This window comes from Streptomyces sp. NPDC057271, from assembly GCF_042668715.1.
Classification (GTDB): Bacteria; Actinomycetota; Actinomycetes; order Streptomycetales; family Streptomycetaceae; genus Streptomyces.
Genome location: NZ_JBHUYJ010000049.1, coordinates 525 through 15,161 on the forward strand (window position 1 = coordinate 525; position 14,637 = coordinate 15,161).

Consider the following 14,637-nt stretch of genomic DNA (forward strand, 5'->3'; position numbering starts at 1 on the left):
GGGGAAGCGACGACACCGCACGCGCTGCGCGCCATGATCGCCGTCGCGGCCGTCAACACCACCGTCGCCGCGGTGCCGCGCGCGGTCGCCTGGTGTTCCGACGGCGGTCTGTGGGAGCAGGCGGCCGACGACCTGCTGCGGCCCTCGCTCGTCGAGGAGTTGCTGCGCGTCACCGCGCCGTCCCCGCTGCTGCCGCGCGTGGCGGCCGCCGACGCCGTGCTCGACGGGTGCCCGGTGAAGGCCGGGGACCGGCTCGTGCTGGTGGCGCGGCATGCCGTGGGAGCCGACCGCGAACCGCCGGACGCGCTCCGGCCCGCCCCGCCCGCCGTCGCGCGGCTCGTCTTCGGTGCCGGTCCGCACGCCTGTCCCGGCGCACGGCTCGCCCTGGCGCAGCTCGACGACGTCCTTGCCGCCCTCGCCCCGTACCGTCCGACCGTCGTCGACGCCCGTGTGGACCGGCGCGCCGCCCTGCCCGGCTGGCGTCGGCTGACCGTCCGCGCGACCACCGCCGCCCGCGCCCTCACGGAGAACCCCGCATGATCACGATCGCCGTCACCGGAGCGAGCGGCTTCTGCGGCTCCCATGTCGCCACCCTTGCCTCCGAGCGGGGTGCCGACGTCCTCTGCGTGGGGCGCCGGCCCGGGCCGGTCGGCCGGCACGTCCCGTGGGACGCCGAGGCCGGGCCGCCGGACCTCGGCGGGGCGGACCTCGTCGTGCACTGCGCGGCGGCGGTCGGCGACCCCGTGCCCGGTACGCCGGCCGAGGCGACGATGCGGGCCGTGAACGTCGACGGCACAGCCCGGCTCATGGAAGCGGCAGCGGGACGCCCGGTGGTCTGGGTGAGCAGTGCCAGCGTGTACGAGCCGGGCCCGGGCCGGGACCGGATCACCGAGGACCATCCCGTGCGCGGGCAACTGAACGCCTACGGCCGGACGAAGGCGGCGGGCGAGGCCCTCGCCCTGGCCGCCGGGGCGGTGGTCCTCCGTCCGCGCGCGGTCTACGGCCCCGGCGACCCGCACCTCGTGCCACGCCTCCTCGCACGGGTGCGGGGCGGCCGGGTCCTGCTGCCCGGTCCCGACGTGGTCCTGAGCCTGACGGCCGTCGAGAACCTGGCCGACGCGTCCCTGAGCGCCGGCGACTGGCACCCGGGCGCGTACAACATCGCCGACCCCGTGCCGTACCGCCGCGACGAGGCGATCGGGACGGTCCTGCGGGCCCATGGCGTACGCGCCCGGATCCATCACCTGCCTCTGCCGCTGGCCCGCGGAGCGGCGACGGCGGCCGAGGCCGTGGCGCGCCTTCGTCCGGACGTCGAGCCGCTGTTGACCCGGTATGCCGTGGATCAGCTCGCGCACCGGGTCGTCCTGGACGTCTCCAAGGCGGAGGGCCAAGGCTGGCGGGCCGTCCGCACCCTCGGCGACTACGCGACGGTGCGCCGGGCCTGACCGACCGAGCCGAGCCGACCCACCGGGCCGAGCCGACCCACCGGGCCGAGCTGGCCGAGCCGACCCACCGGGCCGAGCCTGACCGACCGGGCCGGGCCTGACCGACCGGGCCGGGCCTGACCGACCGGGCCGAGCCGACCCACCGGGCCGAGTCGGCCGAGCCGACCGACCGGGCCGGTGACGGGCGTCGGGCGGGCGGGCGTCGGGCGGGCGGGCGTCGGGCGGGCGGGGGCGGGTCCGACTCGTGGCGCACGGCGCGCACGGCCGCGGCCGGGCCGAGCGTTCCGGCCGGACGCGTCTTGGCCGGCCGCGCTCCGACGGCCCGTCGCACACCGCCCGCCGCTCCGGGAGCCTCCGCAACAGGACATGCCCCATCGCCTGAGGTATGCCTTTCACATGGATGCCCGTCGGCGCGACGCCACACCCCGCCTCTCCCGGCGCGGCGGCCGGCTGCTGCTCACGGCGTCGTTCGCACTGATCGCGGTCGTCACCGTGGTGGACATCCTGGCTCCGCCCGAGGTCCATCTGGGACCGTTCCTGATCGCCGCGCCGGCCGTGACGGCCTCGTTCGCGGGGCCGCGCATGACGGCGTTCGTGGGCGCTGTCGCGATCCTCGCGCAGGCGGTGGTGGCGATCGTGCGGACGAGCCTGACGGACCTCAATCACACGTACCAGATCGTGGCACTGATCCTGATCTCGGTCATCGTCACCTTCTTCGCCTACCTGCGCGAACGCGACGAGATCCGGGTGTCGCGGCTGCGCTCGATCGCCCAGGCCGCGCAGAGCGTGGTCCTGCGCCCGCTGCCCCACCGCGCCGGCCCCCTCCACATCGCGTCCGTCTACCTCGCGGCCGAGGAGGAGGCGCAGATGGGCGGCGACCTCTACGCGGCCGCCCGGACGCCCACGGGCACGCGGCTGCTGATCGGGGACGCCCGGGGCAAGGGGCTCGACGCGATCAGCGAGGCCTCGCTCGTCCTGGGCGCGTTCCGGGTCACGGCCCGGCGGGAGACGGAGCTGCCCGCACTGATCGGGCATCTGGAGGCGAGCGTTCGATCGGCGGAGGAGCCGACGGCCGTGGTGGAGCCTGGGTCCGGTGCCGACGAGCCTGCCGACGACGCCGACGAGGCCTTCGTCACCGCGCTGGTCCTCGACGTCCCCGATCGGGAGCCGGTGCTACGCCTCGTGAACTGCGGGCACCCGCCGCCACTGCTGTTGCGGCAGGGGCGGGTCGTCTCGCTCGACACCCCCGACGCGAGCCCGCCCCTGGGGCTCGCGGACGTGTGCTCCCCCGACGTCACCGTGGAGACCTTCCCCTTCGACGTCGGCGACGTGCTCCTGCTCTACACCGACGGGGTCGTCGAGGCCCGCGACCACTCGCGCGCCTTCTACCCCCTGGCGGAGCGGCTCGCGGCCTGGGTCGGGGACGACCCGCCGACTCTGCTCGGCCGCCTGCGGGACGACCTCCGCTCGTACGCGGGCGGCCATCTCGGCGACGACGCGGCGCTCGTCGCGGTCGAGCGCCTCGCCCCGACGCCGTAGCCTGGTCGTAGTCGTAGCCCCCGGCCGCAGCTCCAGGCCGCGCGTGATCCGGCGCCTGGCGGGCAGACGCGGGCCGACGGTCCCCGCCCCGGCCCGAAGGAGCGCGTGATGCCGGCGGACGCGAGTTTCGGCATGTCGTACTGGATGCGTGGCACCGCCCGTCCCGACCGTCCGGCCCTCGCCGAGGACCTCACGGCCGACGTCGTCGTCGTCGGCGGCGGCATCGCGGGCGTCTGCACCGCGCACGAACTCGTCCGCGCCGGGCGCGAGGTCGTGCTCCTGGAGGCCGACCGCGTCGGCGGCGGCGTCACCGGCCACACCACGGGGAAGCTGACCGCCCTGCACGGCCTCACCTATGCCCGGATCCGCGACACCCACGGCATCCTCGCCGCCGCCCGGTACGCCCGCGCCCAGCAGGAGGCCCTGGAGCACGTCGTCCGCCTCTGCGAGGAGACGGGCGTCGACGCCGAGCTGGAGCGGGCCCCCGCCTACACGTACGTCACCGACGCCCGGCGGGCCGACGAGATCCGCTCCGAGGCGGCCGCCGCCCTGGAGGCGGGTCTGGACACGGCGTACGTGACGGAGACCGAACTGCCCTTCCCGGTGGCCGCTGCGGTACGCCTCGACGACCAGTTCCTCTTCCACCCCCGCCGTTTCCTGCTCGGTCTCGCGGAGGATCTCGTCGCCCGCGGCGGCAGGGTCCACGAGCACACACGGGTCACCGGACTGCGGGAGCACGCGGACTGCCGGATCACGACCGAGGCCGGTCACACGGTCCACGCGCGGGACGTCGTCGTCGCGACCCATTTCCCGCTGACCGTGCACAGCTCGCTGCTGACGAGGCTGACGGTGCGGCGCGAGATCGTGGTGGCGGCCCCGGTGCCGACGGCCCAGGCTCCGCACGGCATGTATCTCACGCCGGAGGACCGCACCCGCTCGGTGCGCACCGCGCCGTACGACGACGGCCACCGGCTGCTGATCGTCACCGGCGAGGCCTTCGAGCCAGGTACGGGTCACACCGGCGAGCGTCTCGAACGGCTCACGGGCTGGGCGCGCCGGATCTTCCCGGGGTTCGGCGAGGCGCGGGCGGTGTACCGGTGGGCCGCGCAGGACGTACGGTCGGTGGACCACCTCCCGTACGTCGGCCACGAGCACCCTGACACGCAGCACGTCTTCGTGGCCACGGGGTTCGGCGGCTGGGGGATGAGCAACGGGGTGATGGCGGGCCGGCTGCTCGCCGCCCATGTCACCGGGGGGCCGCGTCCGGACTGGACCGAGCTGTTCGACCCGCGCCGCACACTGCCGCTGAGGGAGTACCCCGATGTCGTCAGGGCGCAGGCCTCGGTGGCCCGCCACTACCTCGTCGCCCGTCCCCCGCGCTGTACCCACATGGGCTGCGAACTCGGCTTCAACGAGCTGGAGGACACCTGGGAGTGCCCCTGCCACGGCTCCCGCTTCGCGGCGTCCGACGGCCACGTGCTGCAGGGGCCGGCGACCGGACCCCTGGAGCTTCCGGAGCGAGAAGGCCGGCCCTGACCGTCGTGTCCGTCCCCGCCGGACCGGACGCCTTCCCCGACCCCGACGACCCGTTCCCGAGACGCTTCCCGGTGTGAAATCGTACGAGGACGCGGCGTCACGCCCGGCTGCCGGGCGGCGCGTCACATGGACATCGGAGAACGGCACATGGGGCATCTGAAGCAGAGCCGGCTGATCACCACGAGGGAGCGGCTGCGCGACCAGGTGGCTCACGCTCTGCGGGCGGCGCTGATCTCCGGCGAGCTGAAACCGGGCGCGGTGTACTCGGCCCCGGGCCTGGCCGAGGACTTCGGCATCTCCGCGACGCCGGTGCGCGAGGCGATGCTCGACCTCGCCCGTGAGGGCCTGGTCGAACCGGTACGCAACAAGGGCTTCCGCGTCACGGAGGTCGACGAGCGCGACCTCGACCAGTACACGGACATCCGTCTGCTGATCGAGGTGCCGACCGTGGGCCGGGTGACGCTCACGGCGGACCGCGAGGAGCTGCGGGCGCTCCGTCCGATCGCCGAGGAGATCGTGGCGGCGGCTCGTGCCCATGACCTCATCGGCTATCTGGAGTCGGACCGCCGTTTCCATCTCACCCTGCTCGGCCTGTCGGGCAACGCGCGCCTGGTGGAGACGGTCGGCGACCTGCGCAAGCGTTCCCGGCTCTACGGGCTGACGGCGCTGGACGAGCGCGGTGAGCTGCTGCCGTCCGCCGAGGAGCACCTGGAGCTGCTCGACCTGATGCTGGCGGAGGACGCGAAGGGCGCGGAGGAGTGCATGGTCCGCCATCTCAGCCATGTGCGCTCGCTGTGGGCGCGGGACGACGCCGACCGGGACGCGCGGGGCGACGGCGCCCCGGGCGCGCGGGCCGGGACCGGCCGTCGGGCTCGGGCCGTCACGGCGGTCGGCAGGCCGGGCGACGGACGCTGATCGGGGCGGGGGGTCCGGTCGCGGGCGATCGCGGCGAGGACGTCCGGCCGCGACCGGTCCGGCGGGGCTCAGGGCATGTACGAGGTCTCGGTCCAGACCGTCTTGCCCTCGTCCGACCAGCGCACGCCCCAGCGGTCCGACAGCTCCCCGGAGATGAAGATGCCGCGTCCGCCCTCGTCGGCCGCCCGGGCTCGGCGCAGGTGCGGGGCGGCGGTTCCCGCGTCGGAGACCTCACAGGTCACGGTGTGATCCGCGGGGTTGCGGACGATCCGGAGCCGGATCGGTGGGACGCCGTGCCGGATCGCGTTGGTCACGAGCTCGCTGACGATGAGTTCGACGGCGAAGGCCGTCTCCGTCAGGCCCCACTCCTCGATCAGGCGGACGGCCCTGTGCCGGGCGTCGGAGACGGCGGTCAGTGCCGGGGGGATCTCCCAGCAGGCGATGTCGGCCGCGTCGAGGGCCCGGGTACGGGCGACGAGGACGGCCGCCTGGTCGAGGGGGAGGTCGTGGAGGTCCGAGGCGCTGAGCGTACGGGGTGGGACCGCGTCGGCCAGCCGCGCGCGCAGCGCGGCCAGCTCCGGGTCGTCGGAGTCGGCCCGGCCGGACAGCAGGACGAGGGTGCTGCCGGGTGGCGCCGGGATCTCGTCGGCGGCGAACGGCGGCCCCTCCCCGCCGAGCGCGGAGGTCTCCTCCAGGAGGTCGCTCCGCCAGCTTCCGTCGGGGTGGCCGGCGAGGACGGTCTGGTTGCCGGCGCGGGCGATCACGCAGGTCTCCTTGACCGGATCGTGCACGGCGTACACGCACTGGGCCGTCAGCGGCCCGCCCGTACCGGCGGTCACTCGTTCCTTGCCGAGACGGCGGGTGGTGTCGTCCAGTCGTGCGAGCAGGTCGTGCGGGTCGAGGTCGAGGGTGGACAACACCTTCACGACCGCCCTGAGTTGGACCATGGCGGCCATGGCGTCCGGGCCGACGCCCGCGATATGACCGATGGCCAGGGCGACGCGGTTGCCGGACAGCGGGATGACGTCGAGCCAGGCGCCGGTGCCGAGGCCTGTGGGGAGGTAGCGGTGTGCGGTCTCCATCGCGCTCCGGCCGGTGCGGCCGGGCCGGACGAGGTTCCCCTTCAGGGCGAGCGCCACCGCGTGGTCGTGTTCGTAGCGCCGGGCGTTGTCGACACAGACGGCGGTGTGGGCGGCGAGGTCCGCCGCGAGGCGCAGATCGTCGTCCTCGAAGGGGTCGGGCCTGCGCGGGCGGGAGAAGCGGGCGACACCGAGCAGGACGCCGCGCACGGTGAGGGGCACGACAAGGGTGGGACCGGCCGTGTCCGACTCCTCGACGTACGGGGCGGATCCGCGCACGCCACCGTCGGGCAAGTCCAGAGCGACGCCCGCTTCCGCCACGTCGCCGGCCTCGGGGGGCCACGCGGCCACGCAGCGCGGCGTGGTGTCGACCGACGAGGTCGCGTCCGTGTCGAAGCCGTGCAGCTCCGAGGCGGTGAGGGCGACGGTGGCGACGTCGGCGACGGTGGGCACGACGGCCCGGACGAGTTCCCGGGCGCACTGCACGGCGTCCAGGCGGAGCCCCATCCGCGCGTGGACGCGGTGCAGCACGGCCAGGCGGCCGTGTGCCCGCTCGCGCGAGGTGACGTCGACCGAGGAGGCGACGAGGCCGAGGGGGCGGCCGAGGTCGTCCTCCAGCCGGAAGACGGAGACGGAGAAGATGTGCTCGCGCGCGGGATCGTCAGGGGGGTAGCCCGTGACCCGCCGGTCGAAGAGGGGCGTACCCGAGGCCAGCACCTCGCGGAGGGCTCCCTCCAGCAGTCCGGCGCCGAAGCGGGAGTAGACCTCGGAGAACGGCCGGCCGACGATCTCCCGCGCGGAGATCCCACGCGCTCCGGCGGCCGCCGAGTTGATATGGAGGACGCGCAGATCGGTGTCGAGCACGTGCAGGCCGACCGGCGACTGGGTGAAGACGGCGTCGAGGACTCCGGAGCGGATTCCCCCGGGGAGCGGACCGGCGGGCCACAGACCCCAGCGGCCGGGAGGATCGCCCTCCCCCACGGGCCCGACCGTGACGCCCTCGGTCAGCCTCTCGACGTCGATGCGCGTGAGGAGTTCGGTCACGGGGCGGCCCAGGATGCCGGCGCGGTCGACGCCGAGGAGGCGTTCGGCGGCGGGGGCCCAGACGACGACCACGCCGGTCTCGTCGAAGACGGCGATGGCCTCACGCCCCTCGGGGCCTTTCCGCCCCTCGAAGGCTTCCTCCCCCGCTCGTTCCGCACGTTCTGCCATCGTGCCTCGCACTCGGCGTCGACCGGCGTCTGCCGGCATGCATCCGTCGGCGGACTTCTGCGCTCGTCGAGGCAGCCTAACCCTCGGCGCGGACCGGGGCATCCTGGCCGCGACGGGCCCACGACAGCCAGCACGCCTGACCGAATCGTACGATAATGGGCTGTATGGCCCGTAAGGAATCAGCGCCCCATCGGCCCCCGACCGTGACCGTCAAAGGCCGGGACATGCGGCTGCGCACCATCGGCTTCCTGGCCCTCGCGGCGCTCGCCGTCTGGTTCATCGCCGTGAACACCGGCTCGGTCACGATCCGCCTGTGGGTCCCGGAGGTCACGCTGCCGCTCTGGATCGTCCTCACGGTCACTCTGCTCGTGGGGGTCGTCCTCGGCCTGTTCGTCGCCCGTCGGCGCGCCCGACGCTGACCGGCACCCGTATGGGCGACAGGGGTCCGAGGCTGGAACCCGGCGAGGCCCTCACGGCGAACGGCGTGGGCTGTTTCGCGTGGGATCCGGCCACCGGGCGCCTGGCCCTGGACGCCGTCGCCGGGGCGGTGTTCGATCTGCTCCCGGCAGAGTTCACCGGCCGCGCCGGCGTTCTGCGCCCGCGGATCCGGCCAGAGGACTGGGCGCTGCTCTCCGGCCTCTCGGCGGATCTCCTGGCCGGCCGGCGCGACACGTTCAGCGCGTGCTTCCGCGTGCTGCTCCGGGACGGGCACAGCCGCTGGACGCACGCCCGGGGCAGCGTCGTAAGGGAGCCCCGGGGCGGCATCCGGGTCGTGGGGGTGGTCGGGGACGCCACGCCGGAACTGGCTCACTCCGCGTTGCGGCTGCCGGGCGATGAGGCCCAGGATCCGCTGCGCGCCCTGGGTGAGGGGGCGCTCGCGCTGGCCCGGGCCATGAGCGTGCGCGAGGTCTCCGCCGTCCTCGGCGACGAGGTCGGTCTGCGCCCGCTCGGCGCGAAGGCGATGTCGCTCGGGGTGCTGGAGCAGGGGCGCCTTCAGCTGGTCCGCACCGTCCTCGCCCCGGATGCGGCCGAGTTCCCGCGCAAGTCGCGGCTCACGGACTCCTGGCCGTTGAACGACGTCGTACGTACGAGCAGTCCGCTCTTCTTCACCTCGGTCCACGCCTTCCTGGACCGCTATCCGCGACTGGCCCGCCATCGGCACGGCTTCGAGGCCACGGCCGCGGCGTTCCTGCCGCTGGTCGACGACGGGCACCCCCTCGGCGCCCTGGGCATGTTCTACGACGACCGGTCCGTCTTCACCGTCGCGGACCACACCCTGATGACGGCCTGGGCGAAGGCGGTCGCCCGGGCGGTTCACCGCGTGCTGGCGCTCGACCGGTCACGGGAGATCGCCGCCGGCCTGCAGAACGCCATGCTGCCGCGCCGGATCCCGGCGACGCCCGGGGGCCGGATCGCGGTGCGCTACCGGACGGCCCGGCAGGGGGTTCGGGTCGGCGGTGACTGGTACGACGCCGTGATGCTGCCCGACGGCGGTCTGGGGCTCGCGATCGGTGACGTGCAGGGGCACGACATCGAGGCCGCGGCGCTCATGGGGCAGGTGCGCGTCGCCATGACCGCGTACGCGGCGGAGGGCCACGGGTGCGACAGCGTCCTGAGGAAGGCGTCGGCGTTCCTCGCGGACCTGGACGCCGACCGCTTCGCGACCTGCGCCTATCTGCGGGTCGCGCTCGCCACGGGAGAGGTGCACGCGGCGAACGCGGGCCATCCGCCGCCGCTGGTCCGCCACGCCGACGGCACCGTCGAATGCCTGCGCCTCGCGGGCGGCCCGCCGCTGGGTCTCCCCTCCGCGTGGGGGCTCGCCTCGTATCCGTACACGACGGCCCGGCTGGCGCCGGGCGAGACCTTGCTGCTCTACTCCGACGGGCTGGTCGAGAAGCCGGGTGAGGACTTCGATCTCGGGCTCTCGCGGCTCGCCGCCGCCCTCTCCGACGGACCGCCCGACCTGGAGGAGCTGGCCGACCACCTCCTCGGCTCGCTCGCGGGCGGACCGCACGCGGAGGACGACGCGGCGCTGCTGATGCTGCGCCGGGACGGCACCGGCGCCCTCCCGTAGGCGGCCGTCCTTGCGACGTCACCCGACGCATTGGTTCCTTCTAGGACCAATCAAATCTCCACGAATCGCCGCCCTTCTCAAGTTCACCAAAGAATTACCGCACGGATGTATACCTTTAAGCGCACCTCCCTCATCCTGTCCACCGTGTGCCAAGGGGGCACGCGGTGACACGAGAGGCGGGGCATGACTCCCATCAGCCGCAGGGGATTCGTCGGAATCGGGGCAGGGCTCGTGGCGGGTGCGACGCTGCCCGCCGGCACGGCGTCGGCCGCCGCGACGGCCGCGACCGGCACCATCACCGACGTGAAGCACGTCGTGATCCTCATGCAGGAGAACCGCAGCTTCGACCACTACTTCGGCAGCCTCCGCGGCGTCCGCGGCTTCGCCGACCGGGCGGCGGGAAACATCCCGGGCGGCTGGGGAATGTTCAACCAGCCCAACTGGGGCGGCCGCCAGTACCCGTGGAAGCTGAGCGCCACCCCGCCGGCGGGCGGTGTCGACGGGGAGACCCTGGCACAGTGCAACGGGGACCTGCCGCACAGCTGGACCTCGCAGCACGCGGCGTGGAACAGAGGCCGGATGGACAACTGGGTCACGGGTGTCGGCAACACCCGGACCCTCGGCTACCTCGACCGCGGCGACATCCCGTTCCACTACGCCCTCGCCGACAACTACACGGTCTGCGACGCGTACTTCTGCTCGGCGCTCAGCGCCACGGGGCCGAACCGTACCTCCCTCTGGAGCGGCAGGATCGACGCCTCCAGCAAGGACGGCGGCGAGGAGTCCGGGCTCACCTGGGAGACGTACGCCGAGGCGCTCCAGCGAGCCGGTGTGAGCTGGAAGGTCTACCAGAACGCCCAGGACAACTACGGAGACAACGGCCTCGCCTACTTCGAGAGGTTCGCCGACGCGCGGCCCGGAGACCCGCTGTACGACCGCGGCATGGGCTCCGTGCCGAAGGTCACGGGCTCCACCCCGGACGACATCGCCGCCGCGATCCGCGCCGACGCGGTCGCCGGGACGCTTCCGCAGGTCTCCTGGGTGGTGGCGAGCGAAGCCTTCTCCGAGCACCCCTACGCCCCGCCGGGCGACGGCGCGCACTTCGTCGACCTGGTCTACCGCGCGCTGGCGGCGAACCCCGAGGTCTTCGACTCGACCGTGCTGTTCCTCAACTACGACGAGAACGACGGGTTCTTCGACCACGTGCCGCCGCCGGTCGCCCCGCCCGGAACTCCGGGCGAGTACATCGACGGCGTGCCGATCGGCCTGGGCTTCCGCGTCCCGATGCTCGTCATGTCGCCCTGGACGCGTGGCGGCTGGGTCAGCTCCGAGGTCTTCGACCACACCTCGGTCCTGCGCTTCATGGAGACCTGGACGGCCGCCCTCGGCACCCCGGCCGCCTGCCCGAACATCAGCGCCTGGCGGCGGAAGGTCACCGGCGACCTGACGGGCGTCTTCGACTTCGCCCGCCCGGTGTACGGAGTTCCCACGGGCCTCCCCTCCACCGCCGAGGTCATCGGGCAGTCCACCTGCGGCCGCCTGCCGAACCCGGTACCGCAGGACAACGCCCTGCCCGCGCAGGAGGCCGGCACCCGTCCGGCGCGCGCCGTGCCGTACCAGGTCAACGGGAACCTCGACCGGTTCGAGTTCGGTGCGGCGGGCAAGATCCTCGCCTGGTTCTCGATGACGAACCAGGGCGCGGAGGCGAGGCGGGCCGCTCACTTCACGATCCACCCGCACCAGCACCGGGACACCGCGGCCTGGCAGTACACCGTGGACCCGGGCGCGACCTCCACGGACTACTTCAACATCGGGCTCGGGTCCGGGTCGGGCAAGTACGACATCTCGATGATCGGCCCCAACCGCTTCCTGCGGCGCTTCATCGGGGACGCGTCGAAGGCGGGCAAGGCGATCGAGGTGGCGGCGCGGTTCGCGACCGAGCCGGGGACCGGGAAGACGGCGCTCTACCTCAGGATGACCAACACCTCCGCCGGCCCCGTGACCTTCACGATCCGCTCCAACGCCTACCGCACGGACGGGCCGTGGACGTACACGGTCCCGGCGAACTCCTCGCGCGAGGACTTCTTCAACGCGGTGGCGTACAGCGACGGCTGGTACGACTTCACGCTCACGGCCGACGTCGACGGCACCTGGTCGCGCCGTTACACCGGGCACATCGAGACCGGCGCCCCCAGCGTCACGGGCTGACGTAGGCCAACACTTCCCACCAAAAGGGGCACAAGGGCATTTTCATGCTCTTGCGCCCCTTTTCATAACTCGGTCGAATTTGCCCGTATGACCGTTTTGACTGCCCAGGTGACATGAATCACGCGCGAGGGAGGCAACCTCCACGGGAGACCCCCTTCCCCTTACGCCCCAAGGCAGTTCGGCGCGGTCGTGATCGCCGGCAAGGCATTTCTCAATTTCCTCTTGATTTCGCTTCCATGCCCCACCTTGTTCCGTCCGACATTCCTCGCCTACGGTCACCTCGACCCGGACGGATCGCCGAATCCTGCCACCGTCCGAAAGACCAGCCATTCACCCGTCGGCAGGAGCGGGGGACCCAGTTTTTTCGCCGGCCCGGTTTTCCGGAGCGGCTTGGGGTGAAGCCGCACGCGTGCGGCCGGGCAGCTCCAGCCCGAACCCGACAGCTCACCCCGCAGGCGCCGGAGAGGAATCCTGCATGTCCGCTCACGGTAAGCACCGGCGCCCCAGGCGACGGCCCCTCAGCCGCGGTATCGCCCTCGCGAGCACAGGTGGAGCCGCATTGGCGCTCCCCCTCGTGGCCACCGCCGCCGCGCACGCGGCGCCGAACGCCGCACCCGCGGTCGCACCCATCGAGAAGACCGTCTTCAGCAGCCCGGCGAAGATCGCGGAATCGATTCCCGCCGCCGGGAATTCCACCGCCAAGATCTATACCGTCGTCCGCGGCGACTCCCTTTCCGTGATCGCGCACGAACAGAGTGTTCGAGGCGGCTGGAAGGCCCTGTACAAGGCCAATCGCAAGGCCGTCGGTGACAATCCGTCACTTATTCATCCGGGACTGGAACTCAGGCTGAGCGGGAAGCCCGCGGCCGCGACGAAGCAGCAGAAGTCCCCGGCCCGTACGACGAGCACGGACCGCGCCGACCGCTCGCAGCAGCGCAGCGCCGCTCCCGGCGCCGCCGCGACCAAGACCGTGACCAAGGCCGCCCCGGCAAAGGCCGCGCCGGCCGCCGCCAAGAGCTACACCAACGACCTCGACGGCTGGATCCGCGAGTCGCTCGACGTCCTCCAGAAGTACGGCATCCCCGGTTCGTACGAGGGGATCCACCGCAACATCATGCGCGAGTCCTCCGGCAACCCCCAGGCCATCAACCTCTGGGACTCCAACGCCGCCAAGGGCACCCCGTCCAAGGGTCTCCTGCAGGTGATCGAGCCGACCTTCCTGGCCTACCACGTGCCCGGTACGTCCATGGACCTGTTCGACCCGGTCGCCAACATCACCGCCGCCTGCAACTACGCCGCGGACCGCTACGGCTCCATCGACAACGTCAACGGACCGTACTGACAGACGTCCTAGAAGTGGTCGGCGAACCAGCTCGAGGCGAGTCCGCCGACCTCTTCCAGCGTGCCGGGCTCCTCGAAGAGGTGCCCGGCGCCGGCGACGACGACGAGCCGGTTCTCACAGGTGAGCCGCGCCTGGGCCGCCTCGTTCAGCTCCTGTACGAGCGGGTCGCGGCCCCCCACGATCAGCAGCGTCGGAGCGCGCACCTGCGCGAGGCGCGTCCCGGCGAGGTCCGGGCGCCCGCCGCGTGAGACGACGGCGGCCACGTCGGAGAGCGGGTCGGCCGCGGCCCAGAGAGCGGCCGCGGCGCCGGTGCTGGCGCCGAAGTAGCCGATCCGCAGCCCGTCGAGGCCCGGCCGGCCCACCAGCCAGTGCGCGGCCCGGGCCAGCCGGCCGGCCAGCAGCTCCGTGTCGAACACATTGCCGCGGTCGTCCGCCTCCTCCTCGGTGAGCAGGTCGAACAGCAGCGTCCCGAGACCAGCGCGGTTCAGGCTCTCCGCGACGGCCCGGTTGCGGGGGCTGTGCCGGCTGCTGCCGCTGCCGTGGGCGAACAGCACGATCCCCGGAGCGCCGTCGGGCACCACCAGATGGCCCGCGAGCCGCACCTCCCCGGCCGGGATGCGCACCTCAGGGTCCCGGGCGTCCGCCCCGTGGCCGGAGTGGTGGCGCTCCAGACAGGCGACGACGTCCTCGTCCGGAGTCTGGGAGAAGTCCTCGTAGAACTGGCCGATCGCGTAGAAGGACGCCGGTTCGTGGACGCTGACGGTCTCGTCCGCCTCCCGGCCGATCCGCTCGGGCCAGTCGCTCGGCGCGACGGGCACCGCGAGGACGATACGCGCGGCCCCCTGGGCACGGACGACCCGGCAGGCGGCGACCGCCGTGGCGCCCGTCGCCAGTCCGTCGTCGACGACCACGGCCGTCCGGCCGTCGAGCCGGGCCGGTGGGCGGTCACCCCGGTAGCGCCGGGCCCGCTTGGCGAGGACGGCGCGCTCGCGTGACTCGACGGCGGCCAGGTCGCCGCCGGAGACACGGGTCTCCGCCAGGACATGGTCGTTGAGGACCCTGACTCCGCCCTCGCCGATGGCGCCCATGGCCAGCTCCGGCTGGAACGGCACCCCCAGTTTGCGTACCAGACAGACGTCCAAGGGCGCGCCGAGTGCGTCGGCGACCTGTTCGGCGACCGGCACCCCGCCGCGGGGAAGCCCCAGGACCACGACGTCGTGGCCCTTGAGATGATCCAGGCGTGCGGCGAGCTGCCGTCCTGCGTCCGTGCGATCGGTGAAGTACATG

10 protein-coding genes, 1 pseudogene and 1 riboswitch are annotated in these 14,637 nt (G+C 73.2%); of the genes and pseudogenes, 9 read left to right on the top strand and 2 right to left on the bottom strand.

Annotated features, from left to right (window positions below; genetic code table 11):
• The 5 genes and pseudogenes from ACFUJR_RS22360 to ACFUJR_RS22380 all read left to right on the top strand — a co-directional run.
• Window positions 1-540 (top strand): annotated as a pseudogene (locus tag ACFUJR_RS22360) (cytochrome P450); the annotation flags it as partial.
• A complete protein-coding gene (locus tag ACFUJR_RS22365; protein WP_383163389.1) occupies window positions 537-1,445 on the top strand; it encodes an NAD-dependent epimerase/dehydratase family protein in 909 nt (302 codons plus the stop codon). The pseudogene ACFUJR_RS22360 and the gene ACFUJR_RS22365, both read left to right, overlap by 4 nt.
• 396 nt (window positions 1,446-1,841) lie before the next feature.
• On the top strand, window positions 1,842-2,984 hold the full coding sequence (locus tag ACFUJR_RS22370) for a PP2C family protein-serine/threonine phosphatase (RefSeq protein WP_383163387.1): 1,143 nt from the start codon (window positions 1,842-1,844) through the stop codon (window positions 2,982-2,984).
• Window positions 2,985-3,092: 108 nt separating this feature from the next.
• Window positions 3,093-4,520, top strand: coding sequence for an FAD-dependent oxidoreductase (locus ACFUJR_RS22375; RefSeq protein WP_383163385.1), 1,428 nt, complete (start codon window positions 3,093-3,095; stop codon window positions 4,518-4,520).
• A gap of 147 nt (window positions 4,521-4,667) precedes the next feature.
• Window positions 4,668-5,435, top strand: a complete 768-nt coding sequence (locus ACFUJR_RS22380; RefSeq protein ID WP_383163472.1) for a GntR family transcriptional regulator — start codon at window positions 4,668-4,670, stop codon at window positions 5,433-5,435.
• Between the two features lie 68 nt (window positions 5,436-5,503).
• Here the strand turns inward: ACFUJR_RS22380 and ACFUJR_RS22385 are convergent, their stop codons facing one another.
• On the bottom strand, window positions 5,504-7,726 hold the full coding sequence (locus ACFUJR_RS22385; RefSeq protein WP_383163383.1) for a PAS domain-containing protein: 2,223 nt from the start codon (window positions 7,724-7,726) through the stop codon (window positions 5,504-5,506).
• A gap of 164 nt (window positions 7,727-7,890) precedes the next feature.
• Here ACFUJR_RS22385 and ACFUJR_RS22390 point away from each other — a divergent pair, with 164 nt between their 5' ends.
• The 4 genes from ACFUJR_RS22390 (at window position 7,891) to ACFUJR_RS22405 (ending at window position 13,350) form a co-directional block, all read left to right on the top strand.
• A complete protein-coding gene (locus ACFUJR_RS22390) occupies window positions 7,891-8,145 on the top strand; it encodes a LapA family protein (protein ID WP_383163381.1) in 255 nt (84 codons plus the stop codon).
• An 11-nt stretch (window positions 8,146-8,156) separates the two neighbouring features.
• A complete protein-coding gene (locus ACFUJR_RS22395) occupies window positions 8,157-9,800 on the top strand; it encodes a SpoIIE family protein phosphatase (RefSeq protein ID WP_383163380.1) in 1,644 nt (547 codons plus the stop codon).
• Window positions 9,801-9,983: 183 nt separating this feature from the next.
• On the top strand, window positions 9,984-12,008 hold the full coding sequence (locus tag ACFUJR_RS22400) for a phosphocholine-specific phospholipase C (RefSeq protein WP_383163378.1): 2,025 nt from the start codon (window positions 9,984-9,986) through the stop codon (window positions 12,006-12,008).
• 285 nt (window positions 12,009-12,293) lie between these two features.
• Window positions 12,294-12,479: riboswitch (cyclic di-AMP (ydaO/yuaA leader) on the top strand.
• 4 nt (window positions 12,480-12,483) lie between these two features.
• A complete protein-coding gene (locus ACFUJR_RS22405; protein WP_383163376.1) occupies window positions 12,484-13,350 on the top strand; it encodes a transglycosylase SLT domain-containing protein in 867 nt (288 codons plus the stop codon).
• Window positions 13,351-13,358: 8 nt separating this feature from the next.
• On the opposite strand, the gene ACFUJR_RS22410 is transcribed toward ACFUJR_RS22405, so the two are convergent.
• Window positions 13,359-14,636, bottom strand: a complete 1,278-nt coding sequence (locus ACFUJR_RS22410; RefSeq protein WP_383163374.1) for a phosphoribosyltransferase family protein — start codon at window positions 14,634-14,636, stop codon at window positions 13,359-13,361.
• Window position 14,637 lies beyond the last annotated feature (1 nt).